Source organism: Synechococcus sp. CB0101 (assembly GCF_000179235.2).
Taxonomy (GTDB): domain Bacteria; phylum Cyanobacteriota; class Cyanobacteriia; order PCC-6307; family Cyanobiaceae; genus Vulcanococcus.
In genome coordinates, this window is the sequence record NZ_CP039373.1 from 1,644,814 (window position 1) to 1,668,941 (window position 24,128).

Annotated in this window: 24 protein-coding genes and 1 tRNA gene; 8 read left to right on the plus strand and 17 right to left on the minus strand. The window is 62.7% G+C overall.

From position 1 onward, the window contains the following. Positions 1-4: 4 nt before the first annotated feature. Positions 5-1,252 carry a glycosyltransferase gene (locus CB0101_RS08790; protein WP_010312504.1) on the minus strand — a complete coding sequence of 416 codons (1,248 nt, stop codon included), beginning with the start codon at positions 1,250-1,252 and terminating at the stop codon, positions 5-7. A 185-nt stretch (positions 1,253-1,437) separates the two neighbouring features. Here CB0101_RS08790 and rfbB point away from each other — a divergent pair, with 185 nt between their 5' ends. Genes rfbB through CB0101_RS08810 form a run of 4 tightly spaced genes read left to right on the plus strand, consistent with a single transcriptional unit; the run spans position 1,438 to position 6,609 of the window. Next, the gene (gene rfbB / locus CB0101_RS08795) at positions 1,438-2,526 is read left to right on the plus strand and encodes a dTDP-glucose 4,6-dehydratase (protein ID WP_010312503.1); all 1,089 of its coding nucleotides are present in this window, start codon (positions 1,438-1,440) and stop codon (positions 2,524-2,526) included. After that, entirely contained in the window at positions 2,523-3,785 is a 1,263-nt protein-coding gene (locus tag CB0101_RS08800) for a glycosyltransferase family 2 protein (protein WP_010312502.1), read from the plus strand. The genes rfbB and CB0101_RS08800 overlap by 4 nt, the downstream gene beginning before the upstream one ends. Further along, positions 3,764-4,726: a glycosyltransferase family 2 protein gene (locus CB0101_RS08805; RefSeq protein WP_010312501.1), complete on the plus strand. Its 963-nt coding sequence runs from the start codon at positions 3,764-3,766 to the stop codon at positions 4,724-4,726. The genes CB0101_RS08800 and CB0101_RS08805 overlap by 22 nt, the downstream gene beginning before the upstream one ends. Beyond that, a complete protein-coding gene (locus CB0101_RS08810) occupies positions 4,723-6,609 on the plus strand; it encodes a glycosyltransferase family 2 protein (protein WP_010312499.1) in 1,887 nt (628 codons plus the stop codon). The genes CB0101_RS08805 and CB0101_RS08810 overlap by 4 nt, the downstream gene beginning before the upstream one ends. Before the next feature lie 22 nt (positions 6,610-6,631). Here CB0101_RS08810 and CB0101_RS08815 read toward each other — a convergent pair whose 3' ends face one another. Beyond that, positions 6,632-7,030, minus strand: coding sequence for a hypothetical protein (locus CB0101_RS08815; protein WP_136644059.1), 399 nt, complete (start codon positions 7,028-7,030; stop codon positions 6,632-6,634). Between the two features lie 74 nt (positions 7,031-7,104). After that, positions 7,105-7,242, minus strand: a complete 138-nt coding sequence (locus tag CB0101_RS08820) for a hypothetical protein (RefSeq protein WP_168187969.1) — start codon at positions 7,240-7,242, stop codon at positions 7,105-7,107. Between the two features lie 195 nt (positions 7,243-7,437). On the opposite strand from CB0101_RS08820, the gene CB0101_RS08825 reads away from it, so the two are divergent. Both CB0101_RS08825 and CB0101_RS08830 read left to right on the plus strand, forming a co-directional pair. Then, a complete protein-coding gene (locus tag CB0101_RS08825; RefSeq protein ID WP_029553191.1) occupies positions 7,438-7,785 on the plus strand; it encodes a hypothetical protein in 348 nt (115 codons plus the stop codon). Next, entirely contained in the window at positions 7,782-8,237 is a 456-nt protein-coding gene (locus tag CB0101_RS08830) for a type II toxin-antitoxin system YhaV family toxin (protein WP_010312495.1), read from the plus strand. Before CB0101_RS08825 ends, CB0101_RS08830 begins: the two co-directional genes overlap by 4 nt. On the opposite strand, the gene CB0101_RS08835 is transcribed toward CB0101_RS08830, so the two are convergent. The 14 genes from CB0101_RS08835 to CB0101_RS08900 all read right to left on the minus strand — a co-directional run bounded on the left by CB0101_RS08835 (position 8,213) and on the right by CB0101_RS08900 (position 22,190). Continuing rightward, positions 8,213-10,822, minus strand: coding sequence for a glycosyltransferase (locus CB0101_RS08835; RefSeq protein ID WP_010312494.1), 2,610 nt, complete (start codon positions 10,820-10,822; stop codon positions 8,213-8,215). The two genes, CB0101_RS08830 and CB0101_RS08835, sit on opposite strands and share 25 nt — an antisense overlap. Next, complete coding sequence (locus CB0101_RS15645) at positions 10,822-11,061, minus strand: hypothetical protein (RefSeq protein WP_246833728.1); 240 nt, start codon at positions 11,059-11,061, stop codon at positions 10,822-10,824. Before CB0101_RS15645 ends, CB0101_RS08835 begins: the two co-directional genes overlap by 1 nt. 423 nt (positions 11,062-11,484) lie before the next feature. After that, complete coding sequence (locus CB0101_RS08845) at positions 11,485-11,772, minus strand: hypothetical protein (protein ID WP_136644061.1); 288 nt, start codon at positions 11,770-11,772, stop codon at positions 11,485-11,487. Between the two features lie 67 nt (positions 11,773-11,839). Further along, on the minus strand, positions 11,840-12,571 hold the full coding sequence (locus CB0101_RS08850; RefSeq protein WP_010312490.1) for an RES family NAD+ phosphorylase: 732 nt from the start codon (positions 12,569-12,571) through the stop codon (positions 11,840-11,842). Further along, on the minus strand, positions 12,568-12,894 hold the full coding sequence (locus CB0101_RS08855) for an MbcA/ParS/Xre antitoxin family protein (protein WP_136644062.1): 327 nt from the start codon (positions 12,892-12,894) through the stop codon (positions 12,568-12,570). The genes CB0101_RS08850 and CB0101_RS08855 overlap by 4 nt, the downstream gene beginning before the upstream one ends. A gap of 371 nt (positions 12,895-13,265) precedes the next feature. Further along, a complete protein-coding gene (locus CB0101_RS08860; protein WP_010312487.1) occupies positions 13,266-13,679 on the minus strand; it encodes a type II toxin-antitoxin system VapC family toxin in 414 nt (137 codons plus the stop codon). A gap of 7 nt (positions 13,680-13,686) precedes the next feature. Then, positions 13,687-13,935, minus strand: coding sequence for a type II toxin-antitoxin system Phd/YefM family antitoxin (locus CB0101_RS08865; protein WP_029553189.1), 249 nt, complete (start codon positions 13,933-13,935; stop codon positions 13,687-13,689). Between the two features lie 100 nt (positions 13,936-14,035). Then, positions 14,036-14,404, minus strand: coding sequence for a hypothetical protein (locus CB0101_RS08870; protein ID WP_010312484.1), 369 nt, complete (start codon positions 14,402-14,404; stop codon positions 14,036-14,038). Between the two features lie 223 nt (positions 14,405-14,627). After that, on the minus strand, positions 14,628-15,446 hold the full coding sequence (locus CB0101_RS08875) for a hypothetical protein (protein ID WP_136644063.1): 819 nt from the start codon (positions 15,444-15,446) through the stop codon (positions 14,628-14,630). Positions 15,447-15,757: 311 nt separating this feature from the next. Then, positions 15,758-15,919, minus strand: a complete 162-nt coding sequence (locus CB0101_RS15650; RefSeq protein ID WP_246833872.1) for a DUF5989 family protein — start codon at positions 15,917-15,919, stop codon at positions 15,758-15,760. Between the two features lie 133 nt (positions 15,920-16,052). Beyond that, positions 16,053-17,225, minus strand: a complete 1,173-nt coding sequence (locus CB0101_RS08885; protein WP_029553187.1) for a hypothetical protein — start codon at positions 17,223-17,225, stop codon at positions 16,053-16,055. Positions 17,226-17,356: 131 nt separating this feature from the next. Beyond that, a complete protein-coding gene (locus CB0101_RS08890) occupies positions 17,357-18,499 on the minus strand; it encodes an HlyD family secretion protein (protein WP_010312482.1) in 1,143 nt (380 codons plus the stop codon). Then, a complete protein-coding gene (locus tag CB0101_RS08895; RefSeq protein WP_010312481.1) occupies positions 18,499-21,447 on the minus strand; it encodes a peptidase domain-containing ABC transporter in 2,949 nt (982 codons plus the stop codon). The genes CB0101_RS08890 and CB0101_RS08895 overlap by 1 nt, the downstream gene beginning before the upstream one ends. Next, positions 21,444-22,190: a peptidylprolyl isomerase gene (locus CB0101_RS08900; protein ID WP_010312480.1), complete on the minus strand. Its 747-nt coding sequence runs from the start codon at positions 22,188-22,190 to the stop codon at positions 21,444-21,446. Before CB0101_RS08900 ends, CB0101_RS08895 begins: the two co-directional genes overlap by 4 nt. Positions 22,191-22,300: 110 nt before the next feature. Here CB0101_RS08900 and CB0101_RS08905 point away from each other — a divergent pair. Together CB0101_RS08905 and CB0101_RS08910 are read left to right on the plus strand one after the other, a co-directional pair. Then, a tRNA-Gly gene (locus CB0101_RS08905) sits at positions 22,301-22,372 on the plus strand. A gap of 27 nt (positions 22,373-22,399) precedes the next feature. Further along, a complete protein-coding gene (locus CB0101_RS08910) occupies positions 22,400-24,082 on the plus strand; it encodes a glycosyltransferase family 4 protein (protein WP_043718336.1) in 1,683 nt (560 codons plus the stop codon). Positions 24,083-24,128 lie beyond the last annotated feature (46 nt).

Here is a 24,128-nt window from a genome sequence, read left to right on the forward strand (position 1 = left end):
TGCATCAACGCCCCAGGGCACCGCTGGCCACCAGATCCATCAGCTCCAGCTGGCGCGGTAGGCAGCTCTCGAGGCTGTAGCGAGCGAGGGCATCCTTCCGGGCCTGGGCGCCGAGTTGCTTAGCAAGCTTGCGATCGCGCAGTAGCTGATCCACGGCTTCAGCAATGGCCTTGGGGCTGAAGAAATCCACCAGCAGGCCGTTGTGGCCATCGCGGATCACTTCCATCACCGGGGCGGTGGCGGAGCCAACAATGGCGCAAGCGGTGCTCATCGCCTCCAGCAGGCTCCAGCTCAGCACGAAGGGATAGGTGAGATACACATGCGCCTGGCTGAGCTTCAGTAGGGTGAGGAAGTCTGCGTAGCTGAGGCTGCCGGCGAAATGCAGGCGTGAGGGGTCGTAGGAGCCCTCGATTTCGGCCATGAAGCGCTCTTTCCATTCCCCTTGGGGGCACACGGAGCCATAGCTCACGCCCTGCTCAGCTCCCACGATCACGATGCGGGCGTTGGGCTGGAGCTCCTGAATCAGGGGAATCGAGCGAATGAAGGAATGGCAGCCCCGGTAGGGCTCAATCGTGCGGTTCACGAAGGTGATGATCGGCTCGCCTTGGCGCAGCTCTTGTCCATCGCGCAGGCTGAGGGTGAGGCCGGTGTTGGCTTTGGCGGGGGCGGCACCGGCATCGATGCCGTCGTGAATCACGGAGATGCGCTGCTGGAAGCGTTCGGGAAAGCTGCTGCGTTGAAAGCCGGTGGGGGCGACGTTCCAGGTTGCGGCTTCTAGATTCAGGAGCGTGTTGGCATTTTTCATGTGCGCTTTGGCGCACTTCTGCCAATTGAGCTCGGCTTGAAATTCAGGGTCGAAGTCGTAATCGAAGCCGCGAATCTGGTAGTAAAACTCCTGATACATCAGGATTGGCACATCGGGCCACACGTAGGGAAGAAATAAGAGTTCTCCCCAGCCGGGATGGCCGCAGATGATGTCGGGCTGGAAGCCCTGGCGCTTGAGTTGTTCGGCGGCGGTGGCGCAGGCTTCAGCCCGAATCACCTTGGTTTCGGTTTCAAGGGCCAGCGGGTGCACGTCTTGGCCATTGCCCCTGGAGGCGCCATAGATCACGTGCTGCACACCTTTGGGTAGCGGTGTGCGGGGCTGTTGCATCCCCATCGCCACCAATCGATGGTTGCCCTGTTGGGCCAGAGCGCGGCAGATGTGCAGGTATTGGCCTGGAAATCCCTGGTGAACAAAGAGAACGTTCACACTGCTTGCGCGCCGTGGCGGCAGTGTACGGGTGGTCAACGGCCGCCGAGCTCCCACAGGCCAGCAGGGAGGCAACCAAAGCCGGGATTCCTAAATCTGTACGGGATGTACAGATTCTTTGATTGCTGTTTTGAGGTACAGCCAGCGGCCTCTCCTACGCTCCCACGAGCTCAAGGCCCCCATCGGTGCAGGATCTCTTACCGCAGGGCACCGCCCGGGTGCTGGTCACCGGAGGTGCCGGCTTCATCGGTAGTGCCGTGGTGCGGCGCTTGCTGGCCGATAGCTCTGCTGAGGTGTTCAATCTCGACAAGCTTGGCTACGCCAGCGACCTCACCAGCATCGGCGACCATCCTCGCCACCATTTCATCCAGGTGGATCTTGCGGATCCACAGGCCACCGCCGAGGCGGTTCGCGCGGCGGATCCCGATCTGGTGATGCACCTGGCGGCTGAGAGCCATGTGGATCGCTCGATCGATGGGCCGGCTGCCTTCATCGAAAGCAATGTGAGCGGCACCTTCAACTTGCTCCAGGCCGTGCGGGCCCATTGGGAGCAGCTGCCTGCAGCCCGGCGCGAGCGCTTCCGCTTTCATCACATCAGCACCGATGAGGTGTTCGGTTCGTTGGGGCCTACGGGCCGTTTTTCAGAAACCACCCCCTACGACCCCCGCAGCCCTTATTCCGCCAGCAAGGCGGCCAGCGATCACCTGGTGAGCGCCTGGCACCACACCTATGGCCTGCCGGTGGTGCTCACCAACTGCTCCAACAACTACGGCCCCTGGCAGTTCCCCGAGAAGCTGATCCCCGTGGTGATCCTTAAGGCTGTAGCCGGCGAGCCGATCCCGCTTTACGGCGATGGCGCCAACGTGCGCGATTGGCTGTATGTGGAAGACCACGTGGAGGCGCTGCTGTTGGCGGCCACCCGCGGGCGCCTTGGCGAGAGCTATTGCGTGGGCGGCGCTGGGGATCACGGTTCCCCCAGTGAGCGCACCAACCGCGATGTGGTGGACACCATCTGCACCCTGATGGATCAGTTGCGGCCTGAAGGTGCCCCCCATGCCCGCTTGATCACCCGGGTGAGCGATCGCCCTGGCCACGACCGGCGCTACGCCATCGACGCGGCCAAGATCAGCACAGAGCTGGGCTGGACACCGCGCCACAGCTTTGAGCAGGGGTTGGAGGCCACCGTGCGCTGGTATCTCGAGCATTTGGATTGGTGCCAACAGGTGCGCCATCGCGCCGGCTATAGCGGCGAGCGCATCGGGACGCAGGCATGAGTCGGCGCTGGCCGCTGCTCTGGCTCAGTGTGGGGTTGGATCTGTTGGGGGTGCTGGCGGGAGCGCTGCTGGCCGCTCAGCTGCGCCATCACAACCTTGGGCTGGTGCTGCAGGCCGACGGCCTCGCCTTTGGCCTGGTGTTTCTGCTGTTGGCCTGGTTTCTGGGGGGGTATTCGTTTCTGCGTTGGCCCTGGATGCCCTACCGGCAGCTGGTGCAGCGCTGGTTGCTGGTGGTTGGCAGCGCCCTGGGCCTGGCGGTGCTGGCGGGTTGGCTGTTGAACGCAGCGGCCACGGCGGTGTGGTTCCACCGCAGCACCTTGGTGATCCTGGGGGCGGTGTTGGCGCTGTGGGGATTGTTCCTGCGGCGATGGTTGCAGCCGCTGGCGCGGATTCAAGCCAGCCAAAGGCTGGCGGCTTCCCCTGTGGCCGAGGGCAGGCCGAGCGCTGGGCGACAGCCCTCTCCTAAGCAGCAGCCCGCCCAGCGGGAGCTCTTGCTGTTGCTGGTGGCCTATCACCCCTCACCCCTAGAGGTGCAGCAGTTGCAGGCCTGCCTGGCCGAGTTGCCACCTGAGGTGGGCTATGCGGTGGTGGTGAATGATCATCAGCCCGGTGAGCCGGTGGAGCAGCTGGCGGCGCGAGCCGATTGCTTCCTCACCAACCGCGACAACCCCGGCTACGGTCGCGCCGTGAACCGCCTGGTGGTGCGCCTGGGGCAGCTGCCGCCTTACATCGGCGTGCTCAACACCGATCTCTCCTGGCCCAGCGGCACGTTTGAGCAGCTATTGGGCTGGCTGCAGCAACATCCCCAGGTGAACCTGGCGGTGCCGCAGATCCTCGATGAGGCGGGCACACCGCAAAAGCTCTGTAAACACCACCCCACGGTGCTGGGCTTGTTCAGCCGCCGCTTCCTGCCGGATGTGCTCAAACCGGCTTGGCTAAAGCGCTACGACCGCTGGTATGTGATGGCTGATCAGAACTACCAAGAGGTGTTCGAGGCGCCTTATCTGAGTGGTTGCTGCATGCTCATTCGCAGCGATGCCTTCCGCCGCGCTGGCGGCTTCGATGAGCGCTACTTCCTCTATCTGGAGGATGCTGATCTCACCCGCAGCCTGGCCCGCGATGGCCGCTGTGTGCATCTGCCGGTGGCGGGTGTGGTGCATGGCTGGGGCCGCGGCAATTACCGCAACCTGGGCCTGATGGCGGTGAACCTGGCCAGCGCCTGGCACTACTTCCGCAAATGGGGTTGGGCCCTGTGGTGAATGCCGCCGCCATCGAGGTGGTGCTGCCCACATACAACGGAGCGGCTTATCTGGAGGCGCAGTTGGCTTCGATCAGCGCGCAAACCCTCCGCCCTGAGCGAGTGCTACTGCGCGACGACGGCTCCAGCGATGGCACCCAGGCGTTGATTGGCCAGCTGCACCAGCGTTACGGCGCCTGGCTGCAGGTGTTGCCCGCTGATGGCAATCTCGGTTGCACCGCCAATGTGAATCGGCTGCTGCAAGCCACCACGGCTCCCTACGTGGCCCTGGCGGATCAAGACGATCTCTGGCTGCCCCACAAGCTCGAGAGCTCTTTGGCGCTGATGCAGCAGCTGGAGGCCAGCCGCGGCAGCACCACACCACTGCTTGTGCATGGCGATCTGGAGCTGGTGGATGCCGCAGGCGAGCGGTTGGGCTGCCGCTATCTCCAGCGCCAGCGCTTAGATCCCCAGCGCACCGATCCGGTGGATCTGGCCCTCACCAACGTGGTGACCGGTTGTACGGCCCTGCTGAACCGGGCTCTGCTCCAGAAGGCCCTGCCGATCCCTCCGGAAGCGCTGATGCATGACTGGTGGCTGGCCTTGGTGGCCAGTGCCTTTGGTGAGATCGCGCTGGTGGAAGAGCCTGGGGTGCTCTATCGCCAACACGGCAGCAACGTGCTCGGAGCTCAGGGGCTGGGCCTGCCCTATTGGCGGCAGCGGCTTCAGGCGCTGCTGGCGGATCCCGCTGCCGGAGGCCACACCCGAGCGGCGTTGCAGCAGGCAGAGCTGTTTGAACAGCGCTATGGGTTGCCAATTTCGGCGCTTCCCTCTCTGCTGCACCTGCGGCGGAGGCGGCGCTGGTGGGCGCTGGTGCGCCTACCAGCCGAGCAGCTCCCCTGGAAGCATGGGCCCCTGCGCACGCTCGGGCTTTACGGTCTGGTGGCTTGGTTGCCCCGATGAAATTCCGCACCCTGCTGCGCCGGCTGCGCACATCAGCTCAGGTGCTGCGGGGTGATCCGGGGGTGCTGTTGCGTGCCCCTCGGTTTGTGTGGCGCACCTTGAAAGAAGGGCCGAGAGCGAGCCTGGATCGGTTGCGGCGCATCAGCGATCCGCTGCGCTTCTCGGTGGATTACGAGGCCTGGCGCGCGGAGTTCGGAACCACGGCTGAGGAGAAGCAGGCCATGGCGGCCTGGGCTGAGGCGTTGCCCCAGCCGGTGCCGATCGCCGTGCTGATGCCGGTGTTCAACCCGAAGCCGGAGTGGCTGCAGGCGGCGATCGATTCGGTGCGGGCGCAGCTGTATCCCCACTGGCAACTCTGCATTGCAGACGATCGCTCCACTGACCCGCGCATCCAGCCGCTGCTGGAGGCGGCGATGGCTGCCGACCCGCGCATACAGGTGGTGTTCCGCGAGCGCAACGGCCACATCTGCGCCAGCTCGAACAGTGCGCTGGAGCTGGTGCAGGCGCCCTGGGTGGCGTTGCTGGATCACGACGATCTGCTGCCGGATGAGGCGCTGATCTGGGTGGCCAAGGCAATTGCCGAGCACCCGCAGGCGCGGCTCTTCTATTCCGATGAAGACAAGCTCAGCCCGGCCGGTGAGTTGTTCGATCCCTATTTCAAGGGCGATTGGAACCCTGTGTTGATGGAGGGGCAGAACATGTCCTCCCATCTGGGTGTGTACGCCACCGATCTGGTTCGGCGGGTGGGTGGCTTCCGCGAAGGCTTTGAAGGATCCCAGGATCACGATCTGGTGCTGCGTTGCAGCGAGCAGCTCCGGCGCGAGCAGATCGTGCACATCCCACGAGTGCTCTATCACTGGCGCGTGCATCCCCAGAGCACAGCCGGCGGCGCCAAAGCCAAGCCTTACACCGTGCAGGCGGCCGAGCGGGCGATCAGCGAACACCTGCAGCGGCGCGCCCTGCCGTTGCGGCAGATCAGCTGGACACCCGTTGGCTTCCGGGCCGAGCTGGCGCTGCCCGAGCTGCCGCCGCGGGTGAGCGTGATCATCCCCACGCGCAATGGCCTCCAGGTGTTGCGGCCCTGCCTCATCAGCCTGCTGGAGCGCACGCGCTATCCAGATTTTGAGGTGCTGGTGGTGGACAACGGCTCCGATGACCCAGCCACCCTGCAGTTCCTGGCGGGTCTGGAGCAGCAGGGCCAGATCCGTGTGTTGCCTGATCCCAGCCCATTCAACTACTCGGCTCTGAACAATCGGGCTGTGAATCATGCCAGCGGCGAGCTGATCTGCCTGCTGAATAACGACATTGAGGTGGTCGATCCCGGCTGGCTGGAGGAGCTGGTGGTGCAGGCGCTGCGGACTGGCGTGGGGGCTGTGGGCGCGCGTTTGCTCTATCCCAATCGCACCCTTCAGCACGGGGGGGTGTTGCTGGGGGTGGGCGGTGTGGCCAATCATGCGCATCTCGGCTGGCCGGGTGATCACCCTGGATACTTCTCACGGGCGCAACTCACGCAGGAGATGGCGGCTGTGACAGGTGCTTGTCTGCTGGTGCGGCGTAGCCATTACGAAGCGGTGGGCGGGCTGAATGAAGAGCAGCTCAAAGTGGCGTTCAACGATGTGGATTTCTGCCTGAAGCTGCGTGAGCAAGGCCTGCAGAATGTTTATGCACCGGCAGCGCGCTTGATCCACCATGAATCCGTGAGCCGCGGACAGGATCTGAGCGCTGAGAAGGCGGCTCGCTTTGCGGCGGAGGTGGATTGGATGCAGCAGCGCTGGGGTGATCAGCTACCGCACGATCCGGCCTACAACCCCAACCTCAGCTTGGATAATCCCCATTTCCGTCTGGCCTGGCCGCCGCGTGTTGAGCGGTGGGCGTCGTCGTGATCTCGGGATTCTTCCTTGCAAATCAGGAGCCAGGGTCCGGATTTGCAAGGATGTTTTGCAGCCAGCGGATCCGGTAGGCGGTGGTGCGGGTGAGGCTGAGGGCCTTGCGCAGGGTGAGGCCGCCCTCAAACCCTTCCGGCTCCGCATCCAGGAGGCGATTGAGCAGTTTGCGCTGGCGCGGATTGAAGCTGGTGTGGCGGTGGGTCCACCAGAAGAGAGCCTGGGCGCGCACGGCGTTCACCACCCGGCCGTTTTGCTGCGCAGCAGCGCTCAGCTGCTCCAGGAACCACAGCAGCCATTCGGTGATCTCGAGTGTGCCCTTCTGGCAGCGCTCGAGCTGGAGGTAGTAGCTCTCGCGTTCTTCCTGGATCCGCGCCGAGAGGGTCAAGGCGTGGTGGATGCGGATTTCGTGTGCGTCCACTTGGCCAGGGCGCGATCGGTGATGGCTCTGGCTAGGCGGCCATTGCCGTCGTCCTAGGGATGGAGGGTCACGAATCAGACGTGGGCGATTCCGGCTCGAATCAGCCCATCCAGATCGCTGGGAGGGTTGTTGAACCAGTGGATCAGTTGCTGCAGCCCTGTTTCAAGGCCCTGGCGTGGCGGCGCCTCAAAGTGAACGATTTCCCGGCTCATCGGACTCAACACCACCTGCATTGGATCGTCGCCCCTTAGGCCCCCGATGCGGATCGCACGCAAGCCATCTGGACCTGGGGCGAACAGCTAGCTGTGCCAGGCATCCAGGGTTGCCAGGCTCACATGGGCAGTAGCGCCCCACCCTTGTTGCTGGCGGGACTAACGTGATGTAAGTCCATGATCTGGGGCGTCTCTGTGGCCCAATCTCCATACCGCGTGACGCCGGCGCGGATCGGCAATTCCTCTGGCTTGCGCTTGCCGGCTTCGTTTTATCGCGATCACCCTCAGTTCAATGGCGCTTCCGGGCAGATCGAGGTGCTGAGCGATCGCACGCTCCTGCTTCATCTAGAGCCGGCCCAGCCCGCTCTAGACGAAGCAGAGGATGAAAGCCTGATGCTGGGGCTGTTTCTCGACTTCCTTACTCGCGAGGCACTCAGTGCAGCCGATGGACCTGTGCTGTACAGCGAAGCGATGGCAGCCGACGATGAGGAGCTGTTGGCCGGTGTTGTGGTTGATCTCGACACTCCAGCGCCGCAGGAATGACCCCTCCCCTGCAGCGCCATGGCTGGGAGATTGCGTTTCAACCTCAGCTATTTGCGCGCCAGTATGCCGATCTTAAGCGCGAGGTTCGTCGTCTCAAGCAAGAATTGGATGCCGAGGCTTACGGCAGACATCCGCAGGTGAAGTTGTTGGCCGCAGTGATGTTGGGGATCAAAGAGCACATTGCTGCTGATCCCTATGCAGCTCGCTTTGCTCTGAGTGGCCCGCTTCGGCGTTACGGTCGATTGAAAGGCCTTGGTCTACCGGATCGTTATCGCTTGTTCTTTCGGCCGTTTGAGGCGCAGGGCCGGCGTGTGTTGTTGATTCTGTGGCTCGGTTTTCCTCGCAAAGAGGGCGACCGTGATGACTGTTATGCCGTGTTTTCGAGGATGGTGCGCCGAGGCGATCTCCCCGACACGTGGGCCGCTCTTCAGCGGGAGTTGGAGGCTGGTTGAGTTGGCCACATCGCCTGATCTCGCGCTTGGGGCAGCTCCAGCCAGGGATGGCGCGCCTGGAGCAGGCGGCTCAGGCGGCGTTCCTGGCTGGTGGTGTGGGCGGCGCGCATCGAGCTGCTGTGGCTGGTGTAGGTGGCGAGCACCTGGGGGCAGAGCTGGCCGTGCCAGCCGGCGTTGATCAGGCAGCACCAGAAGTCGAAGTCTTCCCAGCCGCCGGGGATGTGGGCGTAGCCGCCCACGGCTTGCCAGGCCTCTCGGCGCACCAGCGCCATGGCATCGATGTAGTTGCCGCGCTTGAAGATCTCCTGCTGCCAGGGCAGATCGCTCACCAGGTGGCGTGGGTCGTGGCAGCCGGCTTCCGGTTGCACACGGATCAGGCTGTGGATCACGGCGCAGCTGGGATCCGCTGCGTCGGCCAGCAAGCCGCAGTGGGCCACGGCTAGGGGATCCAGTTGGTTGTCGGCATCGAGCACGAAGCACCAGGGGCTTTCGGCAGCGGCAAAGGCGGTGTTGCGGGCTGAGGCGAGGCCGCCATTGGCGGTGTGTTGCAGCAGCAGACAGCGGGCAAACCTGCCGTGGTGCTCGTTCATCCAAGACCGCACAACGGCGGCGCCGTTGTCGGTGGAGGCGTCGTCGACCACGATCAGCTCCAGGCCGCTGGCCTGCTCCTGATGGAGCACGCTCTCCAGTGCCTGATGAATTCGAGGGCCGTAGTTGTAGAGGCTGATGCACACGGCGGTGTGGCAGCGGCCTTGGCTGCGCTCCAGCAACACCCTGTGCTCGGGCTCTGGGGTGCAGCAGGGTTCAGGGGGCGGACAGCCCTGGCGATACCAGTGCAGTTCCTCCAGCAGTTCGCTGGCACCGATCGGATCGCTGAGCAACAGGATCGGGGTGCGACCGGTCTGCTCAGGCTGGATCAGCAGCCTCCATCCCTCCAGCTCTTGTTCAGCGGGTGTGGGTTGGAACCGCACCAGCTCGAGGCCGGCATCCAGACAACCCTGCAGCCACAGCGCCTGCAACCTGGCTTGCTCTGGGCCAGCGATGCTCAACCCATCGAACCCAGGCACCCCCAGCAGGGGAGGTTGGAGCCCCTGATCACAGGCTTCCCCACCGCTGCCGAGGCAGACGGTGTCGCCCAACCGGCGCAGGGCATCAGGCGCGGGCAGGCCCAGGACTGCGCTGCAGGCGGCCCAGTCTGCGGCGCTGCCGCGAAGCGCTCCATTGCCAACGGCGGCCGCTTGCAACCAGGAGGCGTTCACCCCGAACTGGCGCAGCAGGCGCACGCGCTCCGGGTTGGGATCCCACACCCGCTCCAGGGCGGTCATGGCTAGCAGCTCAGCGGCGCAGGCCAGCCCGGGGCTGAGATCCGCGAGGTTGAGCGCGATGGCATCGGCCTCCGCGGCTGCCAGCGGTGCGGCTTGGATGGAAGCGGCCCCTTGGATCGGGCAATGCTGCAGCCAGGCATGGGTTGGCCATGCGTTCAGATCACCCCCACGCACCTGGAGGGTGACGGCGTTGCCTGGCGCTGGCCAAGGCATGGCGGCCGGACAGGCACCCGCCAGGGCTGCCCACTGGTTCAGCTCAAAATCTCGAAAGCCATGCTCCAGCCAGAAGGCGAGCTGATGCTCGGCGGCTGGCCCCTGGCTGCCGCAGGTGATCTCGGCCAGGTAGCCCCAGGGGTGGGTGGCCACCTGCTTGCTGGGAGCATGGCCGCGCCGGATCTGGATGGCGCGTTTGAGTTGGCTGCGCCGCCGGGGCAGCGGCGCCAAGGGCGAGAGGGGGGGCTGCTGATCCAGCCACTGCTCGGTGGCCGACCTTTGGGAAGGCCTGAGCGCCAAGCGCTCCAGGTGTTGATACAGCTCCTGGACTGGTGGGGCTAAGCGAGCGGGCAGCGGTTGCCGCTGGCTGCGGCGGTGTTGCGGCTTGATCGCCTGCAGCGCCTGATGCCGTTGCTCCTGGCTGATGGTTGGGGCCAGTTGCTGCAGCTGGGCCAGGGCTGATTGCGGCTGAAACCAGTGGCTGTAGCTCACCACTTGCAGTGGCAGATCACGGCCTTCGCGCAGCACCTGGGCGTTGTGCTGCCACCAGAGCCGTTGGGCCCGCCAACCGTCCATGCCCGTGGCGGCCTGATCGCGCCGCACCAGCGACACCATCACTTCGGCGGGATCGCGCACAGCTAGCAGCAGCTTCAGGGGAATCTCAAGCCGCTGGCAAGCCGCGATCCACAGTGGCAGCAACAGGCTGCTGCGGGGGTCTTTGATTGCCCACGGGCCTGGCTGGTGCTTGGCTTCCGGTTCCAGCAAAGCGATCAGGTCTGCCAGGGCCGTTTGGCCCAGTGAGCTTTCCAGCCAGCCCTCGGGCAAGGGCTGCATGCCCCGGGGCGCTGGCCACCAGCGCTCCAGATCAATCAGCAGCTGCTCCTGCAGGGCCGTCACGTCGGCCCGCTCGAAGTAGCCCTCGGGGTTGTGCGTGTCGCCCGGGATCAGGGGGCCGGGCATGGCGATGCCGCAGGCCGGGAGTAGGGAGCCCAACAGAGAGGTGCCGCTGCGGTGCATGCCCACGATCAGCAGGAGCGGGCTACGCATCAGGCCTGACCCAACTTCTGAGCCAGGGCCAGCAAGCGCCGGGCAGACGCCAGATCTGGCAATGCATGGCGCAGGTGATCCACCCAGAGTGAGGGGCCCGTGAGCCTCATGCGGCGCTGCGTCGCCGTGGAATTGGCCCCAGATCCGGCTGACTGCTGCCCAGGGCTGACAGTCGACGAGCGCTCGTTCTCACCGCATAGCGGCTGGGCTTGAGCCAGCAGTGCATCGTGGAGTTTCACGGTAGTGCGCACGGCCTACAGGTGCATCCTGCCGGCTCAGCCTCCTTCGTAGAGATCAATACCCTGAATCAAGGCTGCCGATTACCCTCTGCAGAACTTGTTGGTACTCCACTTGCAAGGCGTGGGGCTGCTTTCGAACTTGGCAAGCCACCTGCCTGGTTGCTGTTGCGCATCGCAGGGTTGCCCAAGATCTGTGCTGCTGTCGTGGTGTGTGGAGAGGGCTTATTGCCATCACTTGTTGCCATCATTTAACGCGCGTATTGTTAGTCACAGACCCTGTGGGCTCAGGCGCCCTTCTCATGGTGATGATTCATCACTATTGGAGTAGATGCCTCGTTGAGGAGCTGCGCGTCAAGCCATTTCCCGAGGCGCTCATCGCAGGCGTTGAAGATCAACTGGTGCAACTCCTCAACGGCGTCACATTCACGCTTCGTAAACATCTTCAAGCCATGGGTTGTGAATGAGCCATGAGCCACCATGTGACGGAGACTGCGTGCGATCAGGAAAACATTGTGGTTCGGGGTGATTGAGGTCAACCCCGGCCAGTAACTTGTTGAGCCTGAGAGCGAGTTTCTGATCATTCTTCTCCCATTCATGAACCTTTGTTCCCATGGCCGCGGCCAGTGCTTCCATGCCTGAGTACGCCAGGGAAATCACCATTCCTGTGCTGTAACCACGTTCAGTTGCATCGCTCACGTCGATCGTGATCACTTGCCCCTCAGTCTCCGTTGTTGGAGGCGAGGCTCGCTAGTGATCTGCAGCAATTGCCAATCCGTCCTTAGCTCGGCTTCGGTAGGTAGCCATTGGCCAGAAACTGCTCGCGGTCAAAGTGGTTCACGCTGTGGTTGTCAAGGCAGTGGAAAACAACTTGATCGGCGCTGGCTTCCATCTGTACGTCTATGTGGTCAAATGGCATGCTGCTGAATACGCAACAACTGATCACGCCAACCTGCACGATATCATCTTTGTAGCGGGCCGAATGATACTCAAATGCGTGAATGCCTGCCTCACGCATGTTCTGCCCAAGCTGTTGGCAGAAATTGGTATCCACGGGATCGCGTAGCTTCCGCTGCAGCTCTGATGAGGTTGAATTCTGTAATTTCAATGCCATTGGCGTGCGCATTTCCACTTGAAAGAGCGTTTTGCGCAGTGCAGAGCATTTGGGGAAGGGCCGCTCTGGCCCACTTTGAAAGACAAATTCGTAATAAGCTCCCTCGACAAGACAGCCAAAACGACTGCGTGAGCCATAAAACAGCCCGCGCTCCCATCGGCTTGCAAATCGAGATCCGTGGCGTTTTTGGTAGCGAAACGGTGCCAGCAACAGGCGATGCCTGAAAGGGCATTCTTTGGCATCGGGGGCATCCGGTTTGCTGTCTTCCAGAAACCGTTCGAGCCAGGCCTGTTCATCCAGGCTGTCTGTGAGCCTCCGTGTGGCCTCAGCCCCCTGTTGCTCGACCAACCTCATCACGACACCGTCCAGGTCGATGAGGTCGCTGAGGTCCGGATTCAAGGCCGGCCTCGCATGGCGTCGAGATACTGCACGAGCTCCACCAGCTGCTGCGGATCCTGCAGTTGCTCTCTCGGAACCCCGCCGGTGTGATGGTTGCCGGTGTTGATCCAATGCCGCATCAGTTCTGTGTCGTCGCCAACGAGTGCCGACAAACTGCGATGCAAGCGCAGCATCAGCGCGAGCATCTGCAGCGTGTGCCGATCAATGCGACTGTGACCTCGTGCCCGCTCAAAAAAGGTTCGGCTCTTGCCAATCGCCTGAGCCGTTTCCTGTGCTGATAAGCCCAGTTCTTCTCCGGCACGCTGCAGGGCCTTGCGCAGCACCAGGCTTTCGCTCAGCGTAGTTGCGCTGGCATGCTCTTGAACCGCCACCCTCTTGCCCTTCACTTACGCCAGTATGCCTCATTTGCGGCTGAAGAGCCCTGAATTCCTCGGAAGAGGGTGCTGACGAGTCTTGGCTGAAGCGAGGCTCGTTGTCGTGGGCGGGTCTTGTGGATGGCCTTGCACCGGTGATGGGTGCTCAGCGCTCCTGTGCAGACCCTGACCGACGGTCAGATCTGAGCCAGGGTGTTGGCGCTCATGTCGCCGTTGTCTTGCTCCAGCTGCAGAAGCAGCCATTGGCGCTCCGCTGCGGGCAGGCTGCGGATGACGTCAAGCAGGTTTTCGGCAAGCTGAGGGTTGGTTCTGTCGCAGGGTCATGATTCCTCTGAGGGACGCAATGGGGCCATCCAGCGGATGGGGCCGGGATAGCGAGCTAGCTGCTCATCGGCGGTGATCAGGAGCAAGCCATCGGCTTTCGCCTGTGCAAGAAGCAGCCGGTCGAATGGGTCACGGTGCAGTGGTGGCAGGTCGGCAACAGCCAGCGCGTGGTTGGCGGTGATCGTGAGTTCTTGCCAGCCACACTCCAGCAGCGCGCGGCGTAGCAGGGCAGGCTGCACGTTGAAGTCTGGCTTGTTAGGCGCCTGCTTGATCACGAGCTCCCAGAGGCTGGCCACGCTGAATAAAGGCGTGTTGCCTGGATCCTCGAGCATGTCTGCAAGACCGTTGGGAAGCCGCTGCGGGGAGCCCATGGCCCAGATCAGCAGGTGTGTGTCCAGCAGGAGATGCATCGCCGGTTCATGCCCCCTCGAAGAGATCGGCGATGGCCTCACTGCCAAAACGATCAAAATCGTCTGGTACAGAACATTGGCCCTCCAGCAGCCCCAGGCGCCGCGGGAGAGGCCTTGGGGCGTCGCTCTGGTCGATGGAGGTGACACGCACCATCGGCTTGCCCGCTTTGCAGATCAGAAAAGACTCACCAGCTGCAGCCTCTTCCACTAGGCGAGAGAGGTGGGTTTTGGCCTCGTGCATGTTCACTTGTCGCATGCCGGTATCCAACAACACCTTTGATCCTAGTCGACTAAGTTGACCTCCTGCCTGTCGGGGGGTCGCCTCCGGCTGTGCGTCGTGATCTGCTCTGGGCTGATCAGCCCTGAGGATCGGCCTGAAGCTGTTGATCCAGCCATTGGTTCAGGCGTTGATCACAGAAGCGAAAGATCAGCTGGCGCAGCTCCTCCACGGCGTCACATTCACGCTTGGTGAACATGTTGAGGCCGTGTGTGGTGAAGGAGCCGTGCGCCACCATGTGCCGGAGGCTTTGGGCGAGGAGGAACACGTCGTTGCTTTGACCCACCTGAAACTCCTGTAACTTTCTGAGCAAGGTCACGTTGCTGAGAAGCCAGCCGATTCCTTCCTGTCGATCGGGATGGCTGAGATCCAGGCCGCTCAGGATTTTTCTCAGACGTTTGGCTAGGCCTGCATCGTCGTGTGTCCAGGTGTGGGCTTCTTCGCCCATGGCGGACGCCAGAGCTTCCAGGCCCGAATAGGCGAGGAAGATCGCGATGCCTGTGGTGTAGCTGCGTTCGGTGAGGCTGCTGACGCTTTAAAGCGTGACGTTCTGAAAGGCCCGTGCACACGCAGACGCGCCTGAGCTCGGCTGAAGCGCGTTCGTTGTTGGTCGCTGAGCCTGAGTTTTTCCGTCTTGGTGGCTTGGAAGTAGCGATTCCAGGGACTCTGCTTCATGGTGAGCCGTCACGGTTGCTCAGCTCCTGGGCAATCGTCCGAGCCCAGTTGCTTGCGGTGAGCGGCCCCGGGTGATTGTCAAAGGGCATCAGCGTGTCGTGCGTCCACAGGCCGTTGTTCTGCGGGCGCAGGTCGAGGATGCGCACGCCGCGCCGGCGCAGGTGGATGATCGGCGCACTTTGATCGCTGCCTTCGATCCAGAGAATTGTGGGGCGGGCGCCGAGCTGCTGCACCTTGGCCAGAGCCGCATCGAGCAGCGCGATGGTCACAGCGTCTTGCTCGCCCTGGCTGGGATCCGGGCCGTTGTGGGCCTGAAACAGGGGCACCGGATCGATCTGCAGCTGACCCTGGCGGAGGCTTGCGCGGGGATGGAAGAAGGCTTTGGCTTGTTCAGCGGTGGGCTGCAGGCCGCTGCAGCGGGGTTGGAACGTGCGCAGCCGCGAGGGTGCGGCCACGTTGCGGCGCGGGTAAAAGTCGGCGTAGCCGAGCAGCACATCGCCGCCGCGCAACTGGCGGGCCAGGGCTGCTGGAATCAGCCTTTGATCGCCTGTGGCATCACGCAACAGCAGTAATTGGTGGATCGTCCCGAAGCCGCCGCCTGCGTAGTTCGCTACGGGGCGATCGGGCACCAAGCTCTGGAGTTGCCAGCCCAGGGAGGAGTTATCGGAGAGACCGGCGCCGAGGATGAAGCTGTCGCCAAGAAGAAGAACCGATGGGGATCCTGACGGCAGGGACGTAGCAGACAGTGGTCGGCTGAGCCGTTCACCCCAAGGGCCTGTGCCGATGCTCCATACGTAGCGGTCAACTTTGCCCACGATCCCATCTCGCTGGATCGGCTGGGCCAGGTTGATGGTGCCGCTCGCACTGGTCTTCGCGCGATACCAGTAACCCAGAAGGGGATCAGGCTGGAAGGGTGTGTTTGGTCTCCAGCTGGTTGTCGTGGAGCAGCGGGTTTGTGTTTGCTCAGGTCCCGCAGGATCCGTCTTCAGGCGTTCGGCCAGCCTCATAAGCGCTAGAGATTTACCCTCCCGGCTCTCAATTAAGCTTGCTGTGGTTTCGGCCACTGCAAGCAGAGCTACGAATACCAGCAGATTGATCGCCAGGAGCTTGCGCATTAGCTAAAGCTTCAGAACAAGCTGTAAATGAAGGGAGCCACAACTGATCCCTTTGTAAACACTAGTAGAGCACCCATTGCCACGAGAGAGAGTATTAGGGGCGCCAGCCAATATTTTTTTCTAACTCTAATAAAATCAAGAAAATCAACTATTAGCTCAAAAATACCCATCATTTGGTTGGTAATTCTAGATTGGGCGCTGGCGCCGAAGAGCTCTTCTGAGGGATTCCTTGATTGCAAGTTAGAGGCACAAAGACAGAAAAAGGGAAGCCAAAAGGCTTCCCTTGTTGATAAAGCCCTGAATGAATCAGGCGAAGTTCGAGGCAGTAAGTGTAGTAAGGTTAACAGACTGGAGGATAATAGAGTTGTTGCTTGCTGCAAGTGCAGCTGCAACTGTTTGACCAACGGCTGTTGTGGTTACGAGAAGGGTATCACTGCCGCTGTTGTTGGTAACGGCTGTGAAGACGCCGGTGGTTGCGTTAAAGCTACCAGAGACAGAGTAGACAGTCCCGGCTGCGTTTGCGGCTTGCTGGGCTGCTGTTTGTTGGTTGAAGTTGGTGGGTGCTGTAGCGCCACCGCCCATTCCGCTGATGATGTCACCGTTCAGGCCGAAGGCGAAATCGGTGATGAAATCAACCGCACCTGCGCCATAGGTGTAGACAGCGCCAGCAACAGCTGCGAAAGCCGATACACCCGAAGCTGCACCACCTTGGATATAGGTGTCAGTACCAGAGCCGCCGGACATGGAATCACCGCCAGCACCGCCAGTAATACGGTCGTTACCGTCACCCCCAGAAACAGTATCAGATCCACCGCTGCCGGTCAGGTTGTCAGCGCCAAGATCCCCTGAGATGAAGACGGCACGAGCAGCATTGCCAGCAGCGGAGATGGTGTCGCTACCCTGACCACCATAAATTGTCGAACCGCTTCCAGTCATGGCAGCAACGTTCGTGATGGTGATTGTGTCATCACCATCCTGACCGTTAACAATTCCGCTCGTCAGGGTGACTGAGAAACCAGCAGAGCCCAGAGTGATTGCGTCGTTTCCTTGGCCACCAACAAGCTTGCCGTTGTTGGTGAAAGTCGACAAAGCAGTGGATCCACTGCTCATTGTGTCGTTGCCATTGTTGCCATTGACCAGGCCACCGTTGATGTTCTGGACGGCAATGGTGTCGTTACCTTCAAGGCCGGAAACGGTGGCCGTTTGAATGGTGCCAGTGATAGTGATTAGATCATCACCGTCATCGCCGGTAACCAGGCTGTTGCGGAAGCCTGCAGCATTAATTGTGTCAACACCAGCACCACCGCGAATGGTGTAGTTGTTGGCTGGGTTTGTTTGCAGCGTGATGAAATCGGTATCGCCTTGTGCGCCGATGAAAACTGCGGTTGCGAGAGTGCCGGGCGCAAAAGTGGTTGTATCAACACCAGAAGTGCCGATCAGGGAAGTACCGCCGGCGCCGACAGTTGTGGTGAAAGCCAAGGTTCTCAGTCGAAAGAGAGCTCGGGGCCATGTTAGAGCACGGACTCCCGCAGGTCAATTATACAGAGCGCTGCTGTGCCAGCAAGTGAGTTGGAACCTTCGATTTTGTCAGGGGTTGATGACGCGTGGCGTCAGATTTTGCGGAGCGAATCGGCTTTGTCCTTGAAGCTGCCCAGCAAGAGCTGCAAATAGCTCACTTTGCGCAGCTTGATGCTCGCTTGCAGGCTCATGCCCACCTGGAGCGGGAGAGACCGGCCGCTTTTCAGCTTGAGCTGCTGAGAGGCCAGGCGGATCCACACCGGGAATCGATATTCCTGCTTCAGCTGATCCGGGGGCAGCGCGTCTGATCCCACCTGGCGCACCTTTCCCTCCAGCACCCCGAAGTCGGTGGCAGGGAAGGAGTCGATGCTCAGGTCGGCTTGTTGTCCGGTGTGCACAAAACCAATGTCACCGCTGGGCACTTCCACCCTTGCCTCGAGTTTGTCGAACGGCACCACCTTGAGCACCGGATCAGCGGTACGGCTCACGTAGCCAGGCGCTTTGGCCTTCAGTTCAAACACAAGGCCGCTTACCGGTGAACGCAGCGTTTGGTAGCGCAGATTCAGGTTTTGCTCGGCGAGGTCGCTGCGCATCTGGGCCACCTGGCCTCGCAGTTGCTGAACGGTTTGCTCCAGGATCAGCACCTGGCGGCGGCGATCCACCTGGGTTTGCTCGAGTTTGCCTTGCACCTCGGCTACCTGGTTTTGCTGTTGGAGCAATTGCAAGCGGGCACTGGCGCCTTCACGTTCGAGCTCGACGTAGCTGCGTTCGATTTCCTGTTGGAGTGCCAGGTTTTTGCGCAGCATCTGCTGCTCGGTGCTGTTCAGCTCGAGGTATCGCTCGAGCTCCTGTTGCTTGAGGGCCAGCTCCTGCTGTTTGAGGGCGATGCTTTTTTCAAGGTTTGCCTGCCGTTCGCTGCTGGCTTCGGTGTCGAGCTGGAGGAGCACCTGGCCTTTCTCCACCTTGTTGCCTTCCTTCACGAGCACCTGCTTCACCACTCCGTTGAGCGGGATCTGCACTTCGCTCACGCTGCCGATCGGCTCGAGCTTGCCCGGAGCGCTCACGATTTCCTCGGTTTGCGCTAACGCCAACCAGGCCAGCGCAAATCCGGTGGTGCCCACCAAACCCCAAGCCGAAGCCCGCATCCACACCGGTGATTGCTGCAGCGCTTCCTGGCTGTGGGATTGGCGCACCCGTTGTTCGATGGCGCTCTGCGCCCGCTTGAGCAGCTGCATCAGCTGGCCTCCTGTTGGCGGAACAGGGCGAAATAGCGGCCCTGCTTGGCCATCAGCTCATCGTGGCTGCCGGTTTCCACCACAGCACCCTGATGCAGCATCACGATCAGATCGGCGTTGCGGATGGTGGAGAGACGGTGGGTCACAAAAAATACCGTGCATCCGGTGAGCGCTTCCCGCAGGTTGTTGCATACCCGGCGTTCGGTGTCGTAATCCAGCGCGCTGGTGGCTTCATCCATCACCAGAAGCTTCGGGTTGGCGAGCAGGGTGCGCGCGATGGCCAGGCGCTGGCGTTGGCCCCCTGAAAGGCCCGCGCCCCGTTCGCCCACATCGCTGCTGTAGCCAGCCGGTAGACCCATGATGAATTCATGGGCGCAGGCCACTTCGGCTGCGCGCACGATTGCTTCGCTGGTGGCGTTGGGATCGGTGAGGGCGATGTTTTCGCTCACGCTGCCGGAAAACAGCAGCGGTTCCTGGGGCACGATGCCCACCTGCCGGCGCAGGGAATAGAGCTCAACTTTGTCGATGTCGTAGCCATCGATCAGGATCCGGCCCTGGTTTGGGGCGTAGAGCCTTGGGATCAGCTTCATCAGCGTGCTCTTGCCGCTGCCGCTCTGGCCCACCACGCCCACAAAGGTGCCCTGGGGAATGGTGAGGTTGATGTGCTTGAGCACCTCCGGTGTGCCGGGGTTGAAGCTGAAGCTCACATCGTCGAATTCCACAGCGCCGTGCAAGGGCGGCAGGGGGATCTTCTTCTTGTCGGCCTCGTTGGATTCCTCAGGTGTGTCCACCACATCCGCCAGGCGCTCGAAGCTCACGCGCAGCTCCTGGATGTTTTGCCAGATGTTCGAGAGGCGCAGCAGCGGCTGGGTCACATAGCCCGAGATGATCCGGAACGCGATCAGTTGGCCGAGGGTCATCTCGCCCTTCAGCACTAGGGTGGCGCCCACCCAGAGCACCAGCAGCTGGGAGAGCTTCTGAAGCACCTGGCCTGTTTCATTCAGGGCTGTGCCGGTGATGGTTTTCTCGAAGGTGCGCGCGATGTATTGGCCGTAGCGCTCTTGCCACTTCCAGCGGCTCACCATCTCCACGTTTTGTGCCTTCACCGTTTGGATGCCGGTGAGCACTTCCACCAGGTGGGCCTGGGTGCGTGCGTTCTCTTCGGCGGCCTGGCGGAACTGGCGGCGGAATAGGGGCGCCCCCAGCAGTGTGAGCCCCACCTGGATGGGCACCACAGCCAGCGCCACAAAGGTGAGCACCCAGCTATACAGAGCCATCACCACGATGTAGATCACCGAATAAGCCGCATCCAGCACGGTGGTGAGGGCCTGGCCCGTGAGGAAATTGCGGATCTTCTCCAGTTCGGCAACGCGAGTGCCCAGTTCACCCACGGGGCGGCGATCGAAGTAGCCCACCGGAAGGCGCAGCAGGTGATCGATCACCTCCGCGCCCAGGCGCGTATCGATGCGGTTGGTGGTGTCGGCAAACAGGAAGGTGCGCAGGCTGCCGAGCACGCCCTCGAGCAGGGTCACCACCACCAGGCCAATGCCGAGCACCTGCAGTGTGTCGAGGCTGCGCTGGGTGATCACCTTGTCGATGATCACCTGGATCAGCAGCGGGTTCGCGAGGGTGAACAGCTGCACCACAAACGAGGTGATCAGCACCTGGATCAACACGCCGCGGTAGCGACGCAGCGCCGGCATAAACCAGCTGAGGTTGAACTTCTGTTCTGGTGTGGCGGTGGTGCGATCCACCAGCACCAGCTCGATGCCTTCGGGGTAGTGGGATTCGATCTCCTCGGGGGCGAGCTGCACCCAGCCCTGCTTGGGACTGGCCAGCTTCAGGCCGCGGGCATTGGCATCCACCGCGAGGGCAAAGCCTCCGTTGAAGGGCAGCAGGCAGGGAGTTTGCATGCGGGTGGCCATGGCCGCCGGGATCCGGGCACCCACTGCGTGCAAGCCCATGCCTGCTGCCAGTTGCCCCACCAGCGGAATGCTCGGTTGTTGGCCGCGCCGCAGGGCATCGCGCACGGTTTTTTCAATCGCATCGCGCCGGAAGGGCAGCTTCAGCAATTGCGCCAGCATCTGGAAGCAGGCCAGCGTTTCTTCCAGCGGCCCCTCGCCGCGTTGGAGGGTGATCTGCTCCGCCAGGCTGGCTTGTCCCAGGCTCAAGCTGGTGGCCTGGGGCAGGGCTGGGGCTTCGGCTGCGGCTGAGGCCGTTGCTGTGGCAGCGCCTTCAGCCGAGTTGGCTGTGTTTTGGCCGTGTTCGAGAGCGTCGGCCAGCTGCTGCGGGATGGCGATCAGCCGTAAGGGCAGGGGCGGCTTGGCGGAGGGGAGTGGATTGTTGTCCACCAGCGCGTCGCCCAGCTCCGCACCCTCGGCGTTGGCGCTGGCCACATAGAGCTTCAGCTCGGTGGCTCTGGCTTCGGCGATGGCTTCAGGGTTGGCCGCCACCAGCCGCGCTTGCTCCAGCAAGGCATTGAGGCTGTTCACCAGGCCATGGGGAACCTGGCGTGCACGGGCGGCCAACACGGCGGCCAGCTCGGCCAGTTCAGCAGGGAACAGCTGGCGGTGGCACCAGGCCTGAAATCTGGGCTCGCTTTGGTACAGCTCCAGCACCAGCGCATCAGGCAGGCTCCAGGCCTCCAGATCGGTGGCGGCTGTGATGTCTTCACAGCCCTTCACGCGCAGCAGGGAGGCCAGGCCCACCACCGCTCCAGGGCCCATGCGGCCGAGGGTGATCAGGTTGTGGGCCTCCAAGCCGAGCAGGCGTGCGGTGCCCTCACGGATCAGCAGCACTTGGTGCGGGATCAGGCTGCGCTCGCACAGTGGCTGACCGATCCGGAATTGCAGCAGCTGTGCGCCTTTCTCGAGCTTCTGGCGGCCCGCTTCACTTAGCTCCGAGAAGGCTTCGTGTTGCAGCACCGAAGCAAAGGAGGACACCGTCATGCGGGAGAGGTCTGCTGGCCGGTGTGGTCCGACGCCTGATTGAGTCGCTTCAGGATACCGACCGTTTCCTGCTGCACCCATTCTTCAAACAGTTCGGCAGCCATCTGTTCGGCCACGCTGTCGTCGAACCGAGCGGGTGTGTAGCTCTCCAGGCGAGCCACCAGCCACCACTCCTGGATCTGAAACGGGGCCAGCAACGTGCCCGGTGTGCTGGTGCGCAGCCGCTCAGCCAGCGCCGGGTGGGCCTGGTTCAGCGGCACAGGGCCCACGATCCCTTTGGTGTTGCGCTCCGGGCCCTCCGCGTAGCGATGGGCCAGATCCGCAAAGTTGGCTTCACCCCCGCTGATGCGTAGATACAGCTCCCGGGCCAGGCCTCCGTCTTGCACGCGCAGCAGGCTGTACACCACCCGATCCAGGCGCTCTTTGCGCTCCAGGAAGCGTGCTTCCGCCTTGCTCAGAAACTCCCGCCGGTAATGGGCGCGCACCCGCAGGGGCAGCAGCACCTGCCAACGCCAATGCTCCGGGTTGATGCCCTGGTCGCGCAGGTGCTGCTCAAGGGCCGCCAGGTCGTCGTGGCCGGAGCGCTCGAGTTGTTGGGCGAAGGCTTGTTCGGTTTCCTCTTGGCTCAGCGCTTCCTGGCCCACCGCAGCGGCCACCACCTCCGCGCGCACCAGCTGCTGCCAGAGGTTGTGGCGCTTGAGCAGCTCGATCGCCTGCGGATCCAGAGCTGTGAGGGCCTGCATGAACAGTGGGCTTGGGTTGGGATCCGGTTTAGCAGGGCCATTTGACCAGCGGCACCTCCGTGGTGCATGCTTTCGGGGTCGGCGACGCCGGCATGCTTGCCTAGCAAGCTGCGGATGTAGCTCAGTGGTAGAGCATCTCCTTGCCAAGGAGAGGGTCGAGAGTTCGAATCTCTTCATCCGCTTGATTTGTGTCCTCCGGCTATTTCGTGATGCCTGAGGAGATCACGCTGTTTCATCCGGCTGGTTATCTCCAGGCTCCGGAGGGCCAACCATTTGGCAAAGATGTAGCCAATGTTGGCCTCTTTTCAGCGCTCGCGCGGCATGGCGGCTACCGCCGCATCAATGTGTTGCACCGCAGCGGCGCCGGTGCATCTGAGCTCGGGCAGCAGTTTTTCCCCCCCCATCAGCCCCAGGGCGTGCTGGCCACCGGCGGCCTGTGGGATACCGACTTGGCCCAGCGTTCCGGCATGTTGCTGCGCGGCGCTGCTGCGCTCTCCGAGCTGGCCTGGCTGCGGCGGACAGCCGCTGCCGATGCGGCCTACAGCCTGGTGGGGTTGATTCACACGATCGCCCCGCCCTTCATTCGCAGCCAGATCGCCGCCTCCGCCCAGGCGCCGGTGCATCCCTGGGATGCGGTGATTTGCACCTCACCCTCCGTGCAGGCGGCCATGCAGGAGATGTTTGCCGCCCAAGAGGCCTGGATGGCCGAGCGCTTTGGGGCCACACGCCAGCCCAGGCCGCAGTTGCCCTTGATCCCCCTGGGGGTGGATGTTCCGCGGCTGATGCAGCAGGGCGCCGATCAGGCCGCCCGGGCCAGCCTGCGCAGCCGCCTCGGCCTGGCTGACGACGACCTGCTGGTGCTCTGGGTGGGCCGCCTCTCCTATTTCGAGAAGGCTTTTCCCCAGGTGATGATCCAGGCCGTGCATCAGGCCGCCGAGCGCTCGGGCCGGCGGATGGTGCTGGGCCTGGCGGGGTGGTTCCCCGGTGGCGAGGCCGATCAGCAGCTGTATCTCGAGGCTGCCCAGCAGCTCGCGCCTGGGCTGCAGGTGAGCATCCTCAACGGCGGGAAGCCCGAGCTGTTGGCTCAAACCTGGGCTGCGGCCGATGTGTTCCTTTCCTTGGTGGACAACATTCAGGAAACGTTTGGTCTGGCGCCGGTGGAGGCCATGGCGGCAGGCCTGCCGGTGGTGGTGAGTGATTGGGATGGCTACCGCTACACCGTGCGCGATGGAGAAGAGGGTTTTCTTGTGCCCACCCTCGGCAGCCCCGGCGGTGCCCCCGGCGAGCTGCTGGCCCATCTCCACAGCCTCGAACTGGAGACCTATCAGACCTACGTGGGCGCCGTGGCCCAGCACACCGCGGTGCACGTGAACCGCGCCGCCGATGCCCTGGTGGCCTTGGCTGAATCGCCCGAGCTGCGCGCTCGCATGGGAGCCGCCGGCCAGGCCCGGGCTCAGGCTCTGTTCGATTGGCCGGTGGTGGTGAGTCAGTACAACGATCTCTTTGCCGAGCTGGCGGAGCGCCGTGGTCAAGCGCTTCAGGCTTCCTCTGTGGCTGGCGGCGCGCGGATCCAACCCAGCCGCGGCGACCCCTTTGCTGATTTCCGAGGATTTGCCACCAGCGTGCTGGAGCCAGATTTGGTGTTGCGCCTGGCCCCCGGCGTGGTGCCCGCTGATCTGGAGGCTCGGCTCGGCGTGAAGCTGAACCGCCTTTACAGCGGGCTGCGGGGCAGCAATGCCGAGGCCCTGGCGTTGCTTCAGGCCCTGGACGCCGCTGGCGGCGCCGGGCTGCTGGTGGATCAGCTGCTCGCCGCAGTGGCCGCTGATCGGCGTCCTTATCTGGAAACCACCCTCGTGTGGCTGGCCAAACAGGGCCTGGTGGATTGGCTCTGAGCGCCGTCTAGCAGCTTTTCCAGTTGCTTCGGAGCGTCTAAGTCGA